This is a genomic window from Demequina sp. NBRC 110054 (genome assembly GCF_002090115.1).
Classification (GTDB): domain Bacteria; phylum Actinomycetota; class Actinomycetes; order Actinomycetales; family Demequinaceae; genus Demequina.
Genome location: NZ_BBRK01000005.1, coordinates 310,498 through 330,278 on the forward strand (window position 1 = coordinate 310,498; position 19,781 = coordinate 330,278).

16 protein-coding genes are annotated in these 19,781 nt (G+C 66.2%); all 16 read right to left on the reverse strand.

What is annotated here, in order from left to right:
* Window position 1 precedes the first annotated feature (1 nt).
* Window positions 2-751, reverse strand: a complete 750-nt coding sequence (locus tag B7K23_RS10730) for a PilN domain-containing protein (protein WP_143338241.1) — start codon at window positions 749-751, stop codon at window positions 2-4.
* Window positions 752-756: 5 nt separating this feature from the next.
* Window positions 757-1,818 carry a type IV pilus assembly protein PilM gene (gene pilM / locus B7K23_RS10735; protein WP_159451390.1) on the reverse strand — a complete coding sequence of 354 codons (1,062 nt, stop codon included), beginning with the start codon at window positions 1,816-1,818 and terminating at the stop codon, window positions 757-759.
* Between the two features lie 113 nt (window positions 1,819-1,931).
* Window positions 1,932-2,705 (reverse strand): A24 family peptidase, encoded by a 774-nt coding sequence (locus B7K23_RS10740; protein WP_084126578.1) that lies wholly within the window; start codon window positions 2,703-2,705, stop codon window positions 1,932-1,934.
* Entirely contained in the window at window positions 2,705-4,324 is a 1,620-nt protein-coding gene (locus B7K23_RS10745; RefSeq protein WP_084126579.1) for a hypothetical protein, read from the reverse strand. The genes B7K23_RS10740 and B7K23_RS10745 overlap by 1 nt, the downstream gene beginning before the upstream one ends.
* A 20-nt stretch (window positions 4,325-4,344) precedes the next feature.
* Window positions 4,345-5,028 carry a prepilin-type N-terminal cleavage/methylation domain-containing protein gene (locus B7K23_RS10750; RefSeq protein ID WP_084126580.1) on the reverse strand — a complete coding sequence of 228 codons (684 nt, stop codon included), beginning with the start codon at window positions 5,026-5,028 and terminating at the stop codon, window positions 4,345-4,347.
* Entirely contained in the window at window positions 5,021-6,985 is a 1,965-nt protein-coding gene (locus tag B7K23_RS10755; RefSeq protein WP_143338242.1) for a prepilin-type N-terminal cleavage/methylation domain-containing protein, read from the reverse strand. Before B7K23_RS10755 ends, B7K23_RS10750 begins: the two co-directional genes overlap by 8 nt.
* 21 nt (window positions 6,986-7,006) lie before the next feature.
* Complete coding sequence (locus tag B7K23_RS10760) at window positions 7,007-7,450, reverse strand: type II secretion system protein (protein ID WP_084126582.1); 444 nt, start codon at window positions 7,448-7,450, stop codon at window positions 7,007-7,009.
* 120 nt (window positions 7,451-7,570) lie between these two features.
* Window positions 7,571-8,794 carry a type II secretion system F family protein gene (locus B7K23_RS10765; RefSeq protein WP_084126583.1) on the reverse strand — a complete coding sequence of 408 codons (1,224 nt, stop codon included), beginning with the start codon at window positions 8,792-8,794 and terminating at the stop codon, window positions 7,571-7,573.
* Between the two features lie 15 nt (window positions 8,795-8,809).
* Window positions 8,810-10,453 carry a PilT/PilU family type 4a pilus ATPase gene (locus tag B7K23_RS10770; RefSeq protein WP_304441566.1) on the reverse strand — a complete coding sequence of 548 codons (1,644 nt, stop codon included), beginning with the start codon at window positions 10,451-10,453 and terminating at the stop codon, window positions 8,810-8,812.
* 138 nt (window positions 10,454-10,591) lie between these two features.
* Window positions 10,592-12,247, reverse strand: coding sequence for a GspE/PulE family protein (locus B7K23_RS10775; RefSeq protein ID WP_084126584.1), 1,656 nt, complete (start codon window positions 12,245-12,247; stop codon window positions 10,592-10,594).
* 96 nt (window positions 12,248-12,343) lie between these two features.
* Entirely contained in the window at window positions 12,344-13,186 is an 843-nt protein-coding gene (locus tag B7K23_RS10780) for a shikimate dehydrogenase (protein ID WP_234996501.1), read from the reverse strand.
* A 4-nt stretch (window positions 13,187-13,190) separates the two neighbouring features.
* Window positions 13,191-14,312: an endolytic transglycosylase MltG gene (gene mltG, locus B7K23_RS10785; RefSeq protein ID WP_084126586.1), complete on the reverse strand. Its 1,122-nt coding sequence runs from the start codon at window positions 14,310-14,312 to the stop codon at window positions 13,191-13,193.
* A complete protein-coding gene (gene ruvX / locus B7K23_RS10790) occupies window positions 14,305-14,775 on the reverse strand; it encodes a Holliday junction resolvase RuvX (RefSeq protein ID WP_084126587.1) in 471 nt (156 codons plus the stop codon). The genes mltG and ruvX overlap by 8 nt, the downstream gene beginning before the upstream one ends.
* Complete coding sequence (gene alaS / locus B7K23_RS10795) at window positions 14,768-17,440, reverse strand: alanine--tRNA ligase (protein ID WP_084126588.1); 2,673 nt, start codon at window positions 17,438-17,440, stop codon at window positions 14,768-14,770. The genes ruvX and alaS overlap by 8 nt, the downstream gene beginning before the upstream one ends.
* A gap of 165 nt (window positions 17,441-17,605) precedes the next feature.
* Window positions 17,606-18,232, reverse strand: a complete 627-nt coding sequence (gene rpsD / locus B7K23_RS10800) for a 30S ribosomal protein S4 (RefSeq protein ID WP_084126589.1) — start codon at window positions 18,230-18,232, stop codon at window positions 17,606-17,608.
* A 125-nt stretch (window positions 18,233-18,357) separates the two neighbouring features.
* Entirely contained in the window at window positions 18,358-19,686 is a 1,329-nt protein-coding gene (locus B7K23_RS10805) for a replication-associated recombination protein A (RefSeq protein ID WP_084126590.1), read from the reverse strand.
* Between the last annotated feature and the right edge of the window lie 95 nt (window positions 19,687-19,781).

The window sequence follows — 19,781 nt, forward strand, 5'->3', positions numbered from 1 at the left end:
CTCAATTCCCCACCTTTCGGGCCGCCTTCAGGAGACGCGCGTAGTCTTCCGAAGTCCCCGCAGACTCATCGTTTCCGAACCACTGCTCGGAGAAGCGCTGGGTGTAGACGTCGTAGGTCACTCGAATCGTGCCCGTGAATCGGAATCCGGTCTCCTCGTCACCCTCAGTGGACTCGCCCTCAGATTCGAGATTCGTCACGTCGGTCACGCGGACCTGAGAGAATGCGTCGAATGTAGCCAAGTTCTCCTCGACCTCATTCGCAGCGATGTACTCGGGCGACTCGACAGTGAAAGTGATCTGTCCGACGTCCGCCACAGCGAACGCATCCGACGCGGCACCAGCCGCCGAGTCGAAGGTGGTGAGTCCCACCTTCACGTCCGTCAGCACACTGTCCTCAGGCATGCCGCCCAGGAGATCGGCAACGATCTCGGCACGGATCGCGTCCGTTGAGCCGACGAAAATCAGTGCCTCCTCAACGTTCGAGAGCTCCTTCGTGGTGTCTGCCACGTACTGCAGCTCCGCGATCGCCGAGTTGAGCTCTGTCTGCCGCTCCTGCTCATCGGCCAGATCCTGCTCAGCGCCAGTCTGGAGCGAGTGGATGAAGTAGTAGCCGCCGCCGATAAGAAGAACGAAGACGACGAGCGCCGCAAGGGCGCCGCGGAAGTACGCCGCACGAGCACGGCGCTGCCCGACCTCTGGGGGGATCAGGTTGACCTGGGGAAGGACAGGAGCCTTCACGGACTCTGGCACGGGATTCATGCGGTGGCCTCCGTCATGCCGAGCCCGACGGCGACCGCGCCGACGGTCTGCTGGCCGTTGATCTGTGCTGCGACCTTGCTCGAGACGTTCAGCCTTCCGAAGGCGTCACCGAAGCCCACAGGAAGTCTGCAAGCTGTCGCGAGATACTGGCCGAAGCCCGGGAGGTGCGCGCCGCCTCCGACGATGAAGACACGGTCGATCGGAGCACCGGGGTTGTTGCCCGCGTAGTACACGAAGGTGTTGCGAATGCCGTCGACGAGGGCACGCGTCGCTTGCATCGCGGCCTCGTGCGCCGGCTCGAGCGCGGGCGACCCACTCGCGTTGATGCCGTTCTGGTACTTCAGGTTCTCAGCGTCCGCCATCGACATGTTCATCGCGGCCATGATTCCTGTCGTGGCCTCGCCACCCCCCGAGGGGATCACGCGAATGAATCGAGGCATGCCGTTCTGGACCACCACAACCTCCGTCGTGTGCGCACCCACGTCGACGATGCCGACCACCTGCTGCTCGGCCTCGCCGTAGACAAGGGATCGCACGAGCGCGAGGGACGGGATGTCCACGCCGACCGGCCGCAGGCCTGCGTCCTCGACGGCTGCAACTGTCGAGGCAACGGAGTTCTTGTTGGCCGCCACCAGGATTCCCCGCAGCTGCTTGACGCCCTGCTCCTCGGTCTCCGCGGTCGGATAGAAGTCGAGCAGCGCGTCGTCCACAGGCATGGGCAGCAGGTCCGACACCTGGAAAGGCAGTGAGGACCGCAGGTCCTTCAAGGGCATCGAGGGAAGCTCGAGCTCCCTGAGCACCGTGCGTTGGTTGCCGAACCCGACCACCACCTGCTTTCCCGACATCTTCGCCGAAGACCACAGGCCCTTGAGCGCTGCGGAGAGCGCTCCGGTGTCGAGCACCTCGCCCTCGCCTACGACGCCTGCGGGCAGTTGCGCCGACGCGTACTTCACCAATGAAGCACGCCCACCCGCACCGGGACCCTTTCCGGAGATCTCGACCTCGGCGGCCCTCACCTGCGTCGTTCCGATATCGACGCCAATCGCACGTGTCGCCACGATGCTCCTTCCCAAAAATCGCTACCTGATTATCGGCAACGAGATAGAGGTACTCAATATCTCAGTGACATTTCTCCCATTGGAGCGGGAATCGACCCCTTGCCTGTTTTCTCCTAGCCGACACCCAACATTCCCAGATATGCGGAAGATATCGCGTCCCCTCCAAGAAAACCTAGCCACGCGCCGGCGATCAGCATGGGACCGTACGGAACCGCCGATTTGCGCTTGAGCCTTCCGCTGATCAGGCCGACCACGACGACGACTCCACCCAGCAGCGGGCCTGCGATCGCCGCCACCGCCAGCGGACCCCACCCCAGGAAGCCGGCAGCGAGACCGAGCAGACCCGCCGCGACAACGTCTCCGAAGCCCATCCCCTGCGGATACACGAGCCACAGGCCGCCGTAGAAGCCGCCGAGGATGCCGGCGCCCACGAACAGCATCCACCAGTTGCCGCCCTCACCTAGCGCAATCTCTATCCCAAGGAGCACGGCCATCACGGCGTAGCTGGGAAGGACGAGCGAGAAGGGCAGACGCTTCACGTCGAGGTCGATGAACACCAGCGCCACAGACACCACTGCAAGGTAAGCGAACGCCAGCGTCGTGACTGAGAGCCCCCACTCGAGGTACACCGCGACCCATAGTGCTGCAACCAGCACCTCGACGAGGGGGTACCGCCATGAGATCCGCTCGCGGCACGCCCTGCAACGGCCGCCGAGGACCACGAACGACAGGAGGGGGACGTTGTCGAACCATCTGATGTCGGTTCCACACCGGGGGCAGTGGCTACTGTCACTGACCCAGTTCGCGCCCTCGGGAACCCGCGCGATGAGCACGTTCGTGAAGGAGCCCCATAGCAGCCCGAAGACCGCCACGATCGCGATACTCACTAGTTGCGCATCTCCCGCTTGCTGGCGATCTGCACGTAGTAGCCGGATGACGCCGACGATTGGTTGATCGCGAGCTCGACACCTGGCACGTCAACCTCCTTGTAGATGAAGGACGTGCCGGTGGCGCCGATGCGCACACTCCCCGCATAGACCTGTCCGTACGCGGTCGACGTGTTCTGGAAGCCGATGGTGCACGGCGTGTACATGAAGATCGAGATCTCAGGAGCGACCGTCAGCGCGGCGGAACTGAGAGAGATGTCGCCTGGCGTGTAGGAGCCACGGGTAGTGCACTCTGCCACGCCGTTGTTCGCCGTTCCACCGTCGGTCACGATGATCGCAAAGTCATGGTCCGCCCCGTCGCCCGACTGCACGACCAGTCCGTTGGTCACCGACAGCGACTCCACGACGATAGCCGTGTCCGCGTAGAGATTCATCGTGAAATAGGTGTTGCCGGAGTGACTGTTAATGGTGAGGTTGCAGTCGCGCATGTCGTAGACAGTTGCCACCGACGGGAAGTCGATCTCGACATCGGACATGTGCGCGGGCACCGTGCAGCTGGCAAGCGAGGACGCGAGGTTCGTCGCCTGCCAATCATGCTTGAAGTCGGGGAGCCAATCCTCCTCTATCTCGTCGCCGAAGCCCTCGGAATCTGAGATCGTGTAGCCGTCCGCAGTCCAGTCCGAGGCCACCCAATCGATCTCCGGAAGCCCCACCGGGGTGTAGTACTCGAGCCCGGGACACACGGTCGTGTTGGCGGAGCAGACGGTGCCGCCGACATCGGTGCCTGTCCACTGGACGGTGCCGAGGGGGACATCGCCAGCGATCGACAGGTTTCCAAGAACGGTAATGGGATTGTTGAGGACGAGATCACCGGCGTAGGCGACCGCATTGCCGCCCACGTGGTATCCGCCGCTCTTAGCCTTCACCTGTGTCCGAATGTAGGTCGCAGCGTAGAGATTCCCAGTGACATAGCAGCCGCTGCTCTGGAAGGTCGCGCTTCCATTGGGGACGAAGACCGAGCCATCGATCTCGGTATTGTTGGGATTGCAGATCCAGTCGCCCGAGTCCTGCCACACAGCGGCGGCCTCGGACTCCGCGGCAGCGCTGACGTTGTACCCACCGCCGGGGGTGATGGTGCCGCCGCTGAAGAGCGCCGCCCCGGGAATCGAGGTCGCGATCGCCTGGAGGTTCACGGTCGCCTCATACACGCGCTCCGGCTCCACGCCAACTACCGAAGCCGTGTCAGCAGGGACCGAAGTTGCGGTCACGACGGCCTTGGTGGCAGTGTCGCTCAGCACTCCGCTCGTGCACGTCAATGCACCGGTCTCGTTGTAGTACTCCAGCTCCACCGTGACCTCAGTCGCAGTGGACCCTGACCCGTACGAGTACGTGTCCTCACAGATGGCGCCAGAACGGAGCGACGCAAGCGTCGCGTCCACGGCTCCCTCCGCAGAGTGGACCTCGGTGGTGCGCACGCGGTCGCGCTGCGTGTCGTTAGTGACCACGATGGCCTGGGACACCACGACCACCACAAGCATCATCGCAATCACAGCCACGCCGACCGCAGCCACGAGCGCGCTGCCCACATCGTAGGACTTCGCTTCGTTGCGTGCACGCATGTCCGCTCCTCTGACCTTGCTCATGGTGCCGGATACGCCTGGCACTTGGACTCGGGATAGCCGATGACACTGTTCCGGCCCGTCACCACGGTCGAAACCGAGACCGCCTTGGCACTGTCCCGCGCATCGGGATCCTTGAGCCGCAGGGTCACCCGCACGAACTGCGCGGTCGTGGTCGAAGTGTTGGTGGTGTCGACCCAGAATGGGGGCCACGTCGTGGGATCGTCGGGGTCGATGTCGGCTTCACTCGTCGGGGAGACATCCATCTCCACGAGATTGCGGGCCACCACTCCCCAGTCGGTCACGCTGCCTGTGTTGCCAGGCTCCCACTTGCGGAACTGCAGATCGCCGAAACCATCACCGTCCGAGTCGATGACACGCCACTGCACGCACATGTCATCGCCGTCCTCCTGGGTGTTGATGCGCATCGAGAAGAACGCTCCCACACCCGAGGTCGCGACCGACTCACTCGCCGGGTCGAGGATCACGTTCCCGGAACGAATCTGGCGGTCGATCTGCGAGACTCCAAGCCGTGCCTCCTCAATCGCCCGCACCTGCCCCAACGTGTCCTTGGACATGTACGTCACGGAGATCAGCGCCGTGAACACGATCGCCATGAGCACGCCGAAGATCGCCATCGAGATGAGCAGCTCAGTGAGAGTGAGTCCCGCATCGTCAGGACGCCGCTTCCATGTCCTAGGCATCGGACGACTCCAGGTACGTGGCCGAGGCTCGCATCCCGCCGAGAACGGTTGTGGTCGTCAGGCTGTATTCGGTCGAACCATGCTCGATCGTGTACGTCACGACGACAGAGATCGATCCTCCGTCAACAGTGGCGGTGCAGGCCTCGTCCTCGCAGTCAGGATCCGAGCCCTGCTCATCGATGTTGGCGGCGCTCACCGACACGCCCGCGACAGCGGTCACGACGTAGGCGCCGCTGGTCCACTGCACCGTCTCCGTGGTCTCGGACCTTGAGGTGCTAGCTGAGATCGAGAACGAGTCATAGCCTCCGGCGCCCGTCCACCATGACACGGTTCCGCTCCGCGTCGCGACGGGGTCCGTGTCGCTTTGACTGACTCCCCGCTGTGCCAGCACCGATTCCGTGTAGCCGGTCACCTTGACGAGACCATCGGAAGGGGACGACGCGGTGGACACCACGTTGCCGTCATCGTCAAGGGTGTCCCAGCTACCGCTGATGATCTTCGCGATAGACAGCGTCGCCGAGGAACGCGAGGCTCCGGCTGACACGCATCCGGAATCGGTGACCGTCGTGCAGCCCACGTCGGTCGTCGTGGCCGCAGACGTGGGGAACCGCGCGGTCCACGCCTCGTCGGAGTTCGAGGTCGACTCGGAGAGACGTCGCGCAAGCCTGAACGTCGTGCCGGCGACATCCATCAGCATGTAGGTCGAGCCATTGGCGAGTGACCCCTCGTTGCCGAGGTCCGCCAGGCTGCAGCCCGAGTCCGCGGGGATGCCCGTCACGCAGGGGGTTGTCATGCTCGCATCGATGGTGCCCGTGCGCCCCCGGTCCGAGTACGCCCATAGCGTTGCAAGGGCGCTCGAGGAGCTCAGCGTCCTCGCGGACTCGGTTCCTCCGGTGGCGCTCACGTCAGTCGGGTTGGACGACGTCGACGAGACGATGTCGTTCGACGCGGAGAGCTCGAAACTGTCGCCTCCGTTGAGCCACCCGTTGTCCCCAATCTCCGTCGAATCGTCGTTGTCGTCGATCGCAGTCGAGCCGTACTGGACATACGCGGTCGTGTTGGTCACCTGCTGGCTCTCAAGGATCGACGAAGTCGTCGCACTCTTCACAAAGAACGAGTAGAAAGCGTTGGACGAGGGGTAAAGCAGGTTGGTCCGCGTCGCGGAGCCCGTCGCTGCATCGATGATAGAAGCCTGAACGCTCGTGGAGAAGGTTCCCGAGGACGACTCCGACGAGAAGTAGGCCTCACAACCGGTGAGGTACGGCTGAACGGACTCCTGCGCGCTGTTGCAGGCATCGCCACGGAAAGCTTCCGACCACATCGTTGTGGTGTTGTCGCCATCGCTATCGGTCCAGTTCACCACGACCGCCAGCGTCACGATGGAACTGTCGGCGATGCTCGGCTCCAAGACGTAGGCCCTCACAGTGAAGGTTGCGCCAGCGAGAGAAGGGTCCGTCCGCTCTTGCGTATTCGAACCGCTGGTATCGATGAAGATAGGCGTCCACAGGTCGTCACGGAGATCCACATCGGCATTGGTGAAGTCATGAGTCGAGGTACGGATCGCCCTCGACTGACCATCGACCTCGAGCTTGCCCGACTGCACATTGGGATCTGTGCCGGCCGAGGCGTAGTTCGTATCGAGCCCATTGGCGAGCACGGCCCAAGGTATCGCGCGCAACTGCTCCATCGCCTCATTCGCGAACGCCGTCGCCTGCTCCCGCTTGCGCGCGTCCGACACAGTCACCATCGATGAGATCTGGGCTCCAATGAGGAACACGAGAACGATAGCGATGACGAACATCGCGACAATGAGCTCAACGAGCGAAAATCCTCCTTCTCGCTCGCTCAGCTCGCGCCGTCGCGCGGTCATCGCTCGCAGCACTTTCCCTCCCTCAGCTCGGTGTGTTGCCCGTTGTGCGCCGATGTGTGGGGTGACGCAGACCGCGCGCCACCCCACACATCCGCTATGCAGGACTACTTAGCAGGCCGCGTCCGCGCCGACCTCGAGGCCGCCGGCCGCCGAGTACGAAGCGCCGCCCTTTGCCGAAGTCGTCGCGTCACCGGAGTCGTTGTACACCGAGACGCACCAGTCGGTCGCGGTGGCGGTCGAGGAGACCGCCGTCTGGAGGATGACGTTGTTGGACGCGTTGCCGATGAACGAGCTGTCCAGCGTCCACGACACGCCGTTACCACCCGCGATAACGGGAACGCCGGTGCCGTCGACGTAGTAGGTCGCGATCTCCTTGCCGATGGTGGACACATCGGCCTTAGCCGCCGAGTCCTCGGCCTTCTTGCGCTGGTTCAGGAAGATCGGGATGGCGATGGCCGCCAGGATGCCGATGATGATCATGACGACGAGGAGCTCGATCAGGGTGAAGCCCTGGTCCTTGTTCTCAATGCTCTTGCGGATGCGCGCGATCATGCGTGCTCCCCCATTTCTGTGAATTGTTTTCTCATTGATAGCCGCAGCGAACTGCGGATTTAACGTCCTGCACCCCAAATATCGGCATGCCTGACGAGCCTATTGAGTTTTTCGGGACATCTACTCGATGAGGTCGAAAACACCGAAGATCGGCAGGTAAAGCGCGATCACCATGAAGCCGACAATTCCACCCAGCACCGCAATCATGAGGGGCTCGATAAGCGAGGTCAACGCCTCTGTGGTGGATTCCACTTCCTGGTCATAGAACTCGGCGACCTTGGTCAGCATCTCATCGAGCGCTCCCGTATCCTCGCCCACCGCGATCATCTGGACGACCATCGGCGGGAACACGGGATGCTCCTTGAGAGGCGCAGCGAGCGAGTTACCCGTGCGTACGGATTCCTTGACCGCCTTGGCGGCGTCCTCGATCACGACGTTGCCCGAGGCCTCGCCAACGATGTCGAGGGCCTGGAGAATCGGCACGCCGGCCTTGATCATGGCGCCGAAGTTGCGAGTGAAGCGCGCGATCGCGATCTTCTGCACCAGCCCACCGAACACCGGCGCCTTGAGGTACAGCGGCTCGACCTTTTCGCGGAAGCCTCGCTTGTGCTTGTTCTTGTTCCACAGGTACACGCCCACACCGATGCCGATGATCAGCGGGATGATGCCGATCTTCAGCACCGCAGACATTGTCACGAGGATCTGCGTGAGCGCCGGCAGCTCGCCGCCCAGGTCGGTGTACATGGTCGCGAACACCGGCACGATGAAGAGCAGCATGCCGATCACCGCGAGCACGGCGATCGCGAACACGACGATCGGGTACGTCATCGCCGACTTGATCTTCGCCCGCAGCTTGACCGACGCCTCGAAGTTCTCGGCGATCGACACGAGCACGTCGTCGAGGAATCCGCCCACCTCACCCGCGCGCACCATGTTGATCATGAGCGGCGGAAAGACGTCGGGATGCTTGCCGAGCGAGGCCGAGAGCGAGTTTCCGGTCTCGATGTCGTTGCGCACCTCCTTGATGACTTTGGTGAGCGCCTGGTTCTCGGTCTGCTCCGACAGGATGGTGAGTGCCCGCAGCAGCGACAGGCCCGCCTGGATCATGGTCGCGAGCTGGCGCGACATGACCGCGATGTCCTTGAGGCCGATGCGATCCGACAGACCGGGGATGCTGATCTCCATCTGGAGACCCGTGGCCTTGTCCTCCTTGATGGACACGGGCGCCATGCCCATGCCCTTCAGTCGCGCGGAGACCGCCGACTCGCTCGCGGCCTCGATCTTGCCAGTCTGGATGTTTCCCGCCGCGTCACGAATCTGATACGTGTAGGTCTGAGTCGCCATCTGTCATTGCTCCCGTCAGAACGCCTGGCCAGCGGCGGTCGCGCCCTGCGCCTGCCCGCCCGAACGACCGCTCAGGCGGTTGAACTCCTCGGTGTGGTGGCACTTCTCGAGGCCCGTGTCGTACGTGATCTTCCCCGCCTTGACGAGGTTGGCCAGGTGCTGGTCCATCGTGTGCATGCCCTGCTTGGAACCGGCCTGCATCGACGAGTAGATCTGGTGAGTCTTTCCCTCGCGGATGAGGTTGCGAATCGCGGAGGTTGCGACCATCACCTCGGTGGCTACCGCACGGCCCGGGCCGTCGGCGCGCTTGCACAGCGTCTGACACACGACGCCCTGAAGCGCGGTCGCAAGCTGGACGCGGATCTGGTCCTGCTGGTGCGCAGGGAACACGTCGATGACACGGTCGATCGTCTGCGCGGCGTCCTGCGTGTGGAGCGTGCCGAAGACCAGATGGCCGGTCTCCGCCGCGGTCAACGCGACGGAGATGGTCTCAAGGTCACGCATCTCGCCAACCAGAATGATGTCCGGGTCCTGGCGCAGCACGTGCTTGAGCGCATTCGCGAACGACTGGGTGTCGGTGCCGACCTCTCGCTGGTTCACCACCGACTTCTTGTGGCTGTGCAGGAACTCGATCGGGTCCTCGACCGTCATGATGTGGTCCGCGCGCGAGCGGTTCGCCATGTCGATGATCGACGCGAGGGTGGTCGACTTGCCCGAACCGGTGGGGCCCGTGACGAGCACGAGGCCGCGGGGCAGACCGGCGAACGTGCCGACGATTTGCGGAATGCCGAGCTGCTCGAGCGGGAGGATCTCGTAGGGGATCACTCGGAACGCGGCGCCGATCGACTCACGCTGCATGTAGACGTTGACTCGGAACCGCGCCTCACCCGCGAGCGAGTAGGCCAGGTCGAGCTCGAGCGTCTGCTCGAAGTCCTCGCGCTGCTTCTGCGTGAGGATCGAGTAGATGACGCGCTGGAGCTCCTCCGGCTCGAGCTTGTGGAAGCCATCGAGCGGGGCGAGCCCACCGTCGACGCGGATGGTCGGGGCCGCACCTACCGTGAGGTGAAGGTCCGAGGCCTTTGCCGCGAGCATCGCGCGCAGCGCGGCGCTCAGGTCGAAGTCGTCCTGGCGGACCTCGTTGTTCATCCCGACACGGGCACGGGCGGGGGTGGCGAAGTGGCGTCCCGCGTTCGAGGCGGGCGCCTCGGCCGCGGTGGGCTGCTGGCCAGTCGCGGGCGGCGCGGCCGGGCGCGCGGGCTGAGCAGGCTGCTGCTGCGTCGGCTGCGTGGGCGCTGGCTGCGCGGGAGCCGGGTTGAAGCTCGCGGGCTGGGCCGGAGCCGTGGGGCGCACGGGCGGCTGACCCTGCGTCGCCTGAGGGATGAACGGCTGGCGCTGCACCACTGGTGCGCCGGCGGTCTGCGGTGCACCGGCAGCCTGAGGAACGCCAGCGGCCTGCGGAGAACCAGCAGCCTGCGTCGGCGAAGGGACATACGACGGCGGAGCCTGGAACTGCGGGGCGGGCTGCTGAGGCGCCACGGGAGGCTGCGCCGGGACCTGCGCGGGCACGCCGGGCGCGGACGAAGCGGTCGGCACGAACGTGGGAGCGGCGGGCGCGGGCGAACCCTGGCCCGGCGCACCCTCAGGCATGAACGACGTCATCGGCACTTCCCCTCAGCACTCACTTCATAGCACAACGATGGCTTCTCGCGACAGTAATCGGCAGATCCGGCCTGGTACTCAACCGAAAGCCCCACGAAAGGACATTCGTGAGAATGATACCGATACAAGACACGTCCCCTACTTGACGACACGCAGAAGCTCCTCGACCGTCGTGAGGCCATCCTGGGCCTTCGCCCAGCCGTCCTCAAGGAGCGACTCCATGCCCGCCTTCTTCGCGGCACGGGTGATCTCCGCGGCCGAGGCGCGATCGACTGCGAGCCGCTCGATCTCCTCGTTCACCGGCATGATCTCGTGGAGCGCGACGCGTCCGCGGTAGCCGGTGTTCGAGCACGAGTTGCAGCCCATCGCCTTGACGAGGGTGGGCATCTCGGTCTCGGTCCAGTTGAAGCGCGCCACCTCGGACTCGGTCGGCGTGTACTCCTCGCAGCAGCGCTGACATACGCGGCGCGCGAGGCGCTGGGCGACCACGCAGTCCACGGCGGACCCCACGAGGAACGGTTCGATGTCCATCTCGATGAGTCGCGTGATGGCCGACGGAGCGTCGTTCGTGTGGAGGGTCGACAGCACAAGGTGACCGGTGAGCGCCGCCTCGATCGCGATCTGCGCGGTCTCGTGGTCGCGGATCTCACCAAGGAGCACGACGTCGGGGTCGGCACGAAGGATGGATCGCAGGGCGCCGGCGAAGGTGAGGCCCGCCTTGACGTTCACCTGCACCTGGTTGATGCCCTCGATGCGGTACTCGACCGGGTCCTCGACTGTGATGACGTTGATCTCGGGTCGCGCGATCTGGTTGAGGGTCGCGTACAGCGTCGTGGACTTTCCCGAGCCGGTCGGGCCTGTCACGAGGATCATGCCGTAGGGCTTGGTGAAGGACGACGAGAAGATCTGGTAGTTGCCCTCGCGGATGCCGAGATCCGCGAGCTCCATCGTCGCCGTGGAGTTGTCGAGGATACGCATGACGATCTTCTCGCCCCACACCGTGGGCAGCGCGGCGACGCGGAGGTCGATCTTCTTGCCCTGGTGGTTGACGGACAGACGGCCGTCCTGCGGCTTGCGGCGCTCGGCGATGTCCATGTCGGCCATGATCTTGAGGCGGGACAGCACGCCGTTCTGCAGGGCCTTCGGAGCGCGCTGCATCTCGTGGAGCACACCGTCGATGCGGTAGCGGACCCGCAGCTCCTTCTCCCCCGGCTCGATGTGGATGTCCGAGGCACGGTCCTGGATGGCCTGGGTGATGAGCAGGTTCACGAAGCGGACGATGGGCGCGTCGTCCTCGACGACCGCGGACATGTCCGACAGATCCTCGACGGCCTCGTCCTCGAGCGAGCCCTGGAGGTCCTCGATCTCGTGGTCGGCACGGCAGTACCGGTCGATCGCCTGCAGCAGGTCGTCGTGCGCGGCGACGACGGGAAGGATCTTGTAGTTGGTCAGCGACTGGAAGTCGTCGACGGCGACGACGTTGCCCGGGTTCGACATCGCGAGCTTGAGCATGCCGTCCTCGAACCCGAGGGGAAGCGCCGAGTGCCGGCGGCATACCTGGGCGGAGACGAGCGATACGGCAGTGCGGTCCACCTGGTAGTCGGTGAGCTCGACGAACTCCATGCCGACCTGGCTCGCGAGTGCCTTCACGAGCTGCGGCTCGGTGAGCATGCCGAGCTCGACCAGCGTGCGGCCCAGGGACTGACCGCGCTGCTGTTGCGCGTCGATCGCGTCCATGAGCTGGTCCTCGGTGACCAGTCCCTCCTCAAGGAGGATCGAACCGAGCTGCTTCACTGTGACTCCCTCATGCCCATCGGCTGCTCGCCAGGGCCCATCGCCCTGCGAACCTAACATCGGCACCCGGGCCAGGGAACACGAGAGTCGGAATAATCACACTTGGGCTAGCGCGTCGCTCAATGTCCGAATCTGGACGGTCCTGCCCGTCATGAGGCGCACCTGCTCGGCTGCCTGGTGGAGGAGCATGCGTTGACCTCCCACGAAGGTGCCGCCACCCGCGAGCCACGACTCGGCCAAGGGTGTCACGAGCGGGTCGTAGACCACGTCCAGGAGCACGCCTCGAACCGAGTGGACGCGTGCGCCGAGCGCTGCGCCCGCCGACGCCGGGATCGTCGAGACGACCACGTCCGCTTGGCATGCTCGCGCGACGACCGCATCGTCCGCATCGTCCGTGCCGAGCGGCACGAGCACAGGCGAGACGCCCATGCGCGACGCGGCGCGCACCAGTCCCCCGGCGCGCCCCCGGTTGCGGACGGCGACCACGGGCGAGGTGCAGCCCAGCTGCCCGAGCGCGGCGAGCGTCGAGGTGGCGGTCGCTCCCCCGCCGATCACCACGGCAGAGTTCACCCGCTCGAGGCCGCCCTCGCGAAGCGCGGCGACGATGCCGTGGACGTCGGTGTTCGCGCCGACGAGCTGACGCTGAGAGCCGACGTGCTGGACGACGACCGTGTTGAGAGCGCCGACCAGCTTCGCCATGGGCTCCACGAAGTCCATCAGCGGCATGGCCGCGACCTTGAGCGGCATGGTCAGCGACAGTCCGGCCCACTCCGGGCCGAGGCCGCCGATGAAGTCACCGAGGCCTTCCTCCGTGACGTCGTACGCGTCGTACTCCCAGTCGAGCCCGAGCTCGGCGTACGCAGCACGATGCAGCACCGGCGAGAGCGAATGGGCGATGGGGTGCCCGAGCACCCCCGCCCTGCGCGGCGAAGAGCTCACGAGATCAGTCGTCGCTGTTCTTCGCGTACCACTCCTGGAGCTGCTGCACATTGACCAGGTGCTCCTCGTACGTCTCGGCGTACTTGGTCTTGCCGGTCGTGAGGTTGACGGTCACGAAGTAGAGGTAGTCGTGGTTCGCGGGATCGATCGCGGCCTGGATCGATGCCTCACCGGGGCCGGCGATCGGGCCCGGGGGCAGCCCCGTGTACAGGTAGGTGTTGTACGGGCTGTCGATCGCACGCTCGTCGTCCGACGTGAAGACGCCCTCCGAGGGCGAGATGTACTTCACCGTCGAGTCGAGCTGGAGCATCATGTCGAGATCGAGGCGGTTGTAGATCACGCCCGCGATCTTCGCGCGGTCCTTGTCCTGACGGGCCTCGCGCTCCACGAGGGAGGCGACGATCAGGGTCTCCTCCCAGTTCTCCTCCGAGACGCCGTTGCGCTCGAGCACGGAGATCGTGGTCGACACCATGGTCGACAGCACGTCCGTGGGGGTGACGCCGGGGTTGAACGAGTACGTCGACGGGAACAGCCAGCCCTCGAGGTTTCCCTCCGCCTCCTCGGGCAGTCCGAGCGCCTCGGTGTCCTCCGCGGCCTCCGCGACCTCCTCCTTGGTGTAATCCGTGAGGTCGGCGATCTTCTGGTAGTACGTGTCGAGCGTCTTGCCCTCGACCACGGTGATCGTGCGGATCTCGCGGTAGTCGGGGTCGAGCAGCTGGAGCACGGCCGACGCGGCGGACATCTCGCGCTGCATGAAGTAGTAGCCCGCCTGGATGCTCGCGGAGTCCGGGTTGTCGTTGTAGGCCTGGATGAAGGCCTCGGTCGAGGCGACGACGCCCGCGTCGTACAGGGTCTGCGCGATCTGCGCGCCCGTGTCACCCGACTCGATGATGACCTGGACCGTGCCCTGACCGGTGCCCTCGAAGTCCTCGATCGCGACCTCGCCGCCACCGAGCGACTGGAAGAAGTTGTAGGCGATCGAGCCGCCCAGCGCGAGCACGACCAATCCGACGGCGGTGGCCACCAGGGTCCACTTGCGTCGCGTCGCACGGCGCTTGCGCCGCTGCAGGCGGCGCATGTCGAGCGACGTGGTCGACGTTGGCTCGGCCTCGAACAGGTCAGTCATCGTTCCCCTTGCTGGACGGGACCTCGGTCGTCACCGAGCCGAGGTTGTCTCTCTTCTGCACTTCCAGAGCGGTCTCGAGGATCACCACGGCGGCCGCCTGGTCGATGACCTGGCGCTGTGCCTTGGCGGATCGCCCGGCGGCGCTCATCTGCCGCGACGCCGAGGCGGTCGAGAACCGCTCGTCGATCAAACGCACTGTAGCGGGTGTGAGTTCCGCGAGCCGCGCGGCGAAGTCCCGCGCGTCGGCCGCGGAGGTGCCCTCGCGCCCCTTCAGTGTACGCGGCAGCCCCACGAAGACCTCGGTCGCGGAACGCTCCGCGACGAGGTCGGCGACCTCCTGCACCGCCTTCGGCGACCGCTGCACGGTGCCGACGGGGAAGGCCATCAGGCCGTCGGGGTCGCTCGCGGCGACGCCGACGCGGACTGTGCCGACGTCGACGCCGAGGCGCACGTGCCTATCCACGGTTCGCGATCGCTGCCTCGACTGCCTCGAGCGCCGCTCCGATCGCGGTCGCGTCCTGGCCGCCTCCCTGCGCGAGGTCGGGCTTGCCGCCGCCTCCGCCGCCAAGGACGCCCGCGGCGATCTTCACGAGGTCGCCCGCCTTGATCTTCAGGTCGCGCGCGGCCTGGTTGGTGCCGATCACGATCTGCGGACGCCCGCCGATCGCGGCCGACGCGGCGACCACGGCGGGCGCCGACTCGCCGAGGCGCGCGCGGATGTCCATCACGAGGGTGCGCAGGTCGTCAGACTCCCCCGCCGCGTCGGACTCGTGGGCGACGACGCGCACGCCGCCGATCTCCTTTGCGGTGTCCACGAGAGAGCCAGCGGCGTCGCGCATGGCCTGCGCGCGGAAGCCTGCGAGCTGCTTCTCCGCGTCGGAGACGCGCTCGAGCAGTTTCTCGATGCGGCCCTTGAGCTCGCCCGGCTGGACCTTGAGGGTCGAGGTGAGCTCGCTCACGAGCGCGCGCTCGGCGGCGAGGTGCTCGAAGGCCTCGAAGCCGACGAAGGCCTCGATGCGGCGCGAGCCCGAGCCGACTGAGGACTCCGTGCTGACCGCGACCATGCCGACCTGGCTCGAGTGCTCGACGTGGGTGCCACCGCACAGCTCGCGCGACCACGGACCGCCGATCTGGACGACGCGCACATTCGAGTCGTCGTACGTCTCGCCGAACAGCGCGACCGCACCCCACTCCTTGGCCTCAGGCAGGCTCATGTACTGCCACGAGACGGGCAGGTCGCTGCGGATCGCGCGGTTGGTGACCTCCTCGATCTCCGAGCGGGTCTCCGTGCTGAGCGCCTGGCCCCACGAGAAGTCGAGGCGCAGGTAACCGGGCTTGTTGTACGAGCCGGACTGAAGCGCCTCGGGTCCGAGCACCTCGCGCAGCGCGGCGTGGATGAGGTGCGTGCCGGAGTGCGCCTGGCGCGCCCCGAGGCGCCACTCGGCGTCGACCTCGGCCGACACGGCATCGCCGACGGCGACCTCGCCCTCGACCACCTTGACGGTGTGGACGACGAGGCCCTTGATCGGGCGCTGGACGTCGACGACCTCGAGCGTGGCGTTCGCGGCGCCGATCACGCCCGCGTCGGCTTCCTGACCTCCGGACTCCGCGTAGAACGGCGTCTGGGGCAGCACGACCTCGAGCGTGTCGCCCTCGACGCCGACCGGGACGGGCTTGCCGTCCTTGAGGATGCCCTGCACCTCGGTCGCGGTCGCGAGCTCGTGGTAGCCCTTGAACTCGGTCGCGTGGGCCTCGAGCAGGCCCTGGTACACCGCGGTGTCCGCGTGGCCGCCCTTCTTGGCCTTCGCGTCGGCGCGGGCGCGCTCGCGCTGCTCGTTCATGAGCTCGCGGAACTTCGCCTCGTCCACCTGCAGGCCAGCCTCGGCCGCCATCTCGAGCGTGATGTCGATCGGGAAGCCGTAGGTGTCGTGGAGCTGGAAGGCGTCGGCGCCGGGAAGCGCGGCCGCGCCCTTGCTCTTCGCCTTCTCGACCGCGGTGTCGAAGATCGTCGTGCCGGAGGCAAGGGTGCGTCGGAACGCGTCCTCCTCCTTGTACGCCACTTCGCTGATGCGTGAGAAGTCGGCCTCGAGCTCGGGGTAGGTGAGCTTCATCGCGTCCTTGGACACGGGCAGGAGCTGCGGCAGCGAGGCCTCCTCGACGCCCATGAGACGCATGTTGCGCGCGGTGCGTCGCAGCAGGCGGCGCAGGACGTAGCCGCGGCCCTCGTTGCCGGGCTTGACGCCATCGCCGATGAGCATGAGCGACGAGCGGATGTGGTCGGCGATGACGCGGAAGCGGACGTCGGTGTCCTTGTCGTGGCCATAGGTGAGGCCAGTGAGCTTCTGCACCTCGCCGATGACGGGGAAGACCTCGTCGGTCTCGTAGAAGTTCTCGACGCCCTGCTTGAGGAACGCGATGCGCTCAAGGCCCGCACCCGTGTCGATGGCCTTCTGGTCGAGCTCGCGGATGAGCTCGTAGTCCTTGCCGTCTCCGGGGCCGCGCAGGTACTGGTCGAAGACGAGGTTCCAGATCTCGAGGTAGCGGTCGCCGCCAGGATCCACGGTGCCGCCGACAGCGTCGGGGCCGTACTCGGGACCGCGGTCGTAGTGCCACTCGGCGCACGGACCCGCGGGGCCCGGCTGTCCGGTGTCCCAGAAGATCTCCTCGCGCGTGAGCTTCACGATCTGATCGGGGTTCACGCCCGCGTTGACGAGCGAGGACAGCGCCTCGTCGTCCTCGTTCCAGATGGTGACCCAGAAGCGCTCAGGCTCGAAGCCGTAGCCACCCTCTGACTCCGGCGTGGTGAGCAGCTCCCACGCGAAGTTGATGGCGCCTTCCTTGAAGTAGTCGCCGAACGAGAAGTTGCCCAGCATCTGGAAGAACGTGCCGTGGCGGGTGGTCTTGCCGACCTCCTCGATGTCCTTGGTGCGGATGCACTTCTGGACGGACGCGATGCGCGGGTGCGGCGACTGCTCGGTCCCGATGATGTACGGGATGAACGGCACCATGCCGGCGACCGTGAACAGCAGCGACGGGTCGGGCGACACGAGCGAGGTGCTCGGGGCGATGTGGTGCCCCTGCTTCGCGAAGTAGTCATTCCAACGCGTGGCGATCTCAGCGGAGCGCATGCAGGTCCTTGTCTCTCACAGGGTCGGTCTCTTGACGGGTCGGCGTCGACCCGGGGCTACGGGGATAAGCGAAACGCCGCGGCACGCCCTCCCTTGCGGGAGCAGCGCACCGCGGCGTCTGCTGAGGTAAAGGCTCTCTAGTCAGAGCCTACCGTCGTCTCTGGCTTAGCGAGCGTAGTACTCGACGACCAGCTGGACCTCGCAGGTCACCGGGACCTCGGCGCGCTTGGGGCGACGCACGAGCTGAGCGGTGAGCTTCTCCAGCGTGACGTTGAGGTACTCCGGCACCTCGGGCAGCACGTCGCGGTGCGCACCGGCGGCGGCGGCCATGTAGGGCTCCATCGTGACGGCCTTGGGCTTGACCTGGATGGTCTGGCCCGGCTTCACGCGGAACGAGGGGCGGTCGACGATCTTGCCGTCCACGAGGATGTGGCGGTGCAGGACGGCCTGGCGGGCCTGCAGGATCGTGCGGGCGAAGCCGGCGCGGAGCACGAGCGCGTCGAGGCGCATCTCGAGCAGCTCGACGAAGGCCTCACCGGTCAGACCCGGCTCCTTCTTCGCCTCGGCGTAGGTCGAGAGCATCTGCTTCTCGCGCAGGCCGTACTGGGCGCGAAGACGCTGCTTCTCGCGCAGACGGACGGCGTAGTCGCTCTCCTTGCGGCGCGCGGTGCGGCCGTGCTCGCCCGGGGGGTAGGGGCGCTTCTCGAAGTGCTTGACGGCCTTCGGCGTCAGGGCGAGGCCGAGGGCACGGGACAGTCGCACCTGGCGACGTGCCTTCTGAACAGAGGTCATGATTTCCTTCACTGTCCCCGAGCACGCGGAAGCGCTCGGGAAAGTACGAGTGTGTGCATGTTCGCGGCGACAGCAGCCAACCGTCCGCGAGGGCTGGACAATCGTACCAGGGAAAGACCCCGCTGTCAGTCGCGGCCGAGCATGTCCCGGATCGTGTCGAGCCGCTCGCTCAGCGTGCGCTCGACGCCGTGCTCGGTGGGCTCGTAGTAGCGCGTGCCACGAAGCGACTCGGGCAGGTACTCCTGCCTCGCGACGCCGCGGGGCGCGTCATGACTGTAGACGTAGTCCTTGCCGTGGCCGAGCTTCTCGGCGCCGCTGTAGTGGGCGTCGCGCAGGTGCTCGGGGACGACGCCCGCGCGGCCGGCCTTCACGTCGGCGATCGCCTTGTTGATCGCCATGTACGAGCGGTTCGACTTGGGCGCCATGGCGAGGTACGCAGTCGCCTCCGCGAGCGGGATGCGTCCCTCGGGCATGCCGATGAAGCTCACCGCGTCGGCCGCGGCCTGAGCGATCACGAGGCCCTGGGGATCGGCGAGGCCGATGTCCTCCGAGGCAAGGATCACGAGGCGACGTGCGATGAACCGCGGGTCCTCCCCCGCGACCACCATGCGCGCCAGGTAGTGCAGCGCCGCGTCGACGTCCGAGCCCCTCACGGACTTGATGAAGGCGGAGATCACGTCATAGTGCTGGTCACCCGACTTGTCGTACGCGACGAGCGCGGCGTCCATGGTCGCCTCGACGATCGCCTCCGTGATGACGCCGTCACCGTCGGCCGCGGTGTCCGCGACGGCCTCGAGCAGCGTGAGCGCCTTGCGCGCGTCCGCCCCGGCGACGCGCACCAGCTGATCCCGAGCATCGTCCTGGAGCGTGACCTCCCCGCCCAGCCCGCGCGGGTCCTCGACGGCGCGGGACACGAGCGCCACCACATCGTCCACGCCGAGCGGCTTGAGCGTGAGCAGCAGGGAGCGCGACAGCAGCGGGCCGACCACGGAGAACGACGGGTTCTCGGTCGTGGCGCCGATGAGCGTGATCCATCGGTTCTCGACGGCGGGCAGGAGGATGTCCTGCTGGCTGCGCGTGAAGCGGTGGATCTCGTCGATGAAGACGACGGTCTCGCGCTCCCCCGTCGCGAGGCGGCGCTTCGAGTCGTCGATGACCGCCCGGACCTCCTTGACGCCCGACGACACCGCGGAGAGCTCGACGAAGCGCCTGCCGCCCGCGACCAGATAGGCCAGCGTGGTCTTTCCTGTCCCGGGAGGACCCCAGAGCATGACCGAGGTGGCAGGCGCGGTCTCGCCGATCAGCCGCCGCAGGGGCGAGCCGTCGCCAAGCAGATGGGACTGCCCCACGACCTCGTCGAGCGTGCGCGGCCGCATCCGCACCGCGAGCGGGGATGACGCGGTGGGCGCGGGCACACCCGACGCCTCGGTGCGCACCGCATCGAACAGGTCCATGCAGCAAGCCTAGGGCGTGGGGGTGACCACCTGGTCACCACGCCACCCAGCCAAAGTCCACGTCTCTCCGAACGGGCAGCCGCGCGGACGAGACC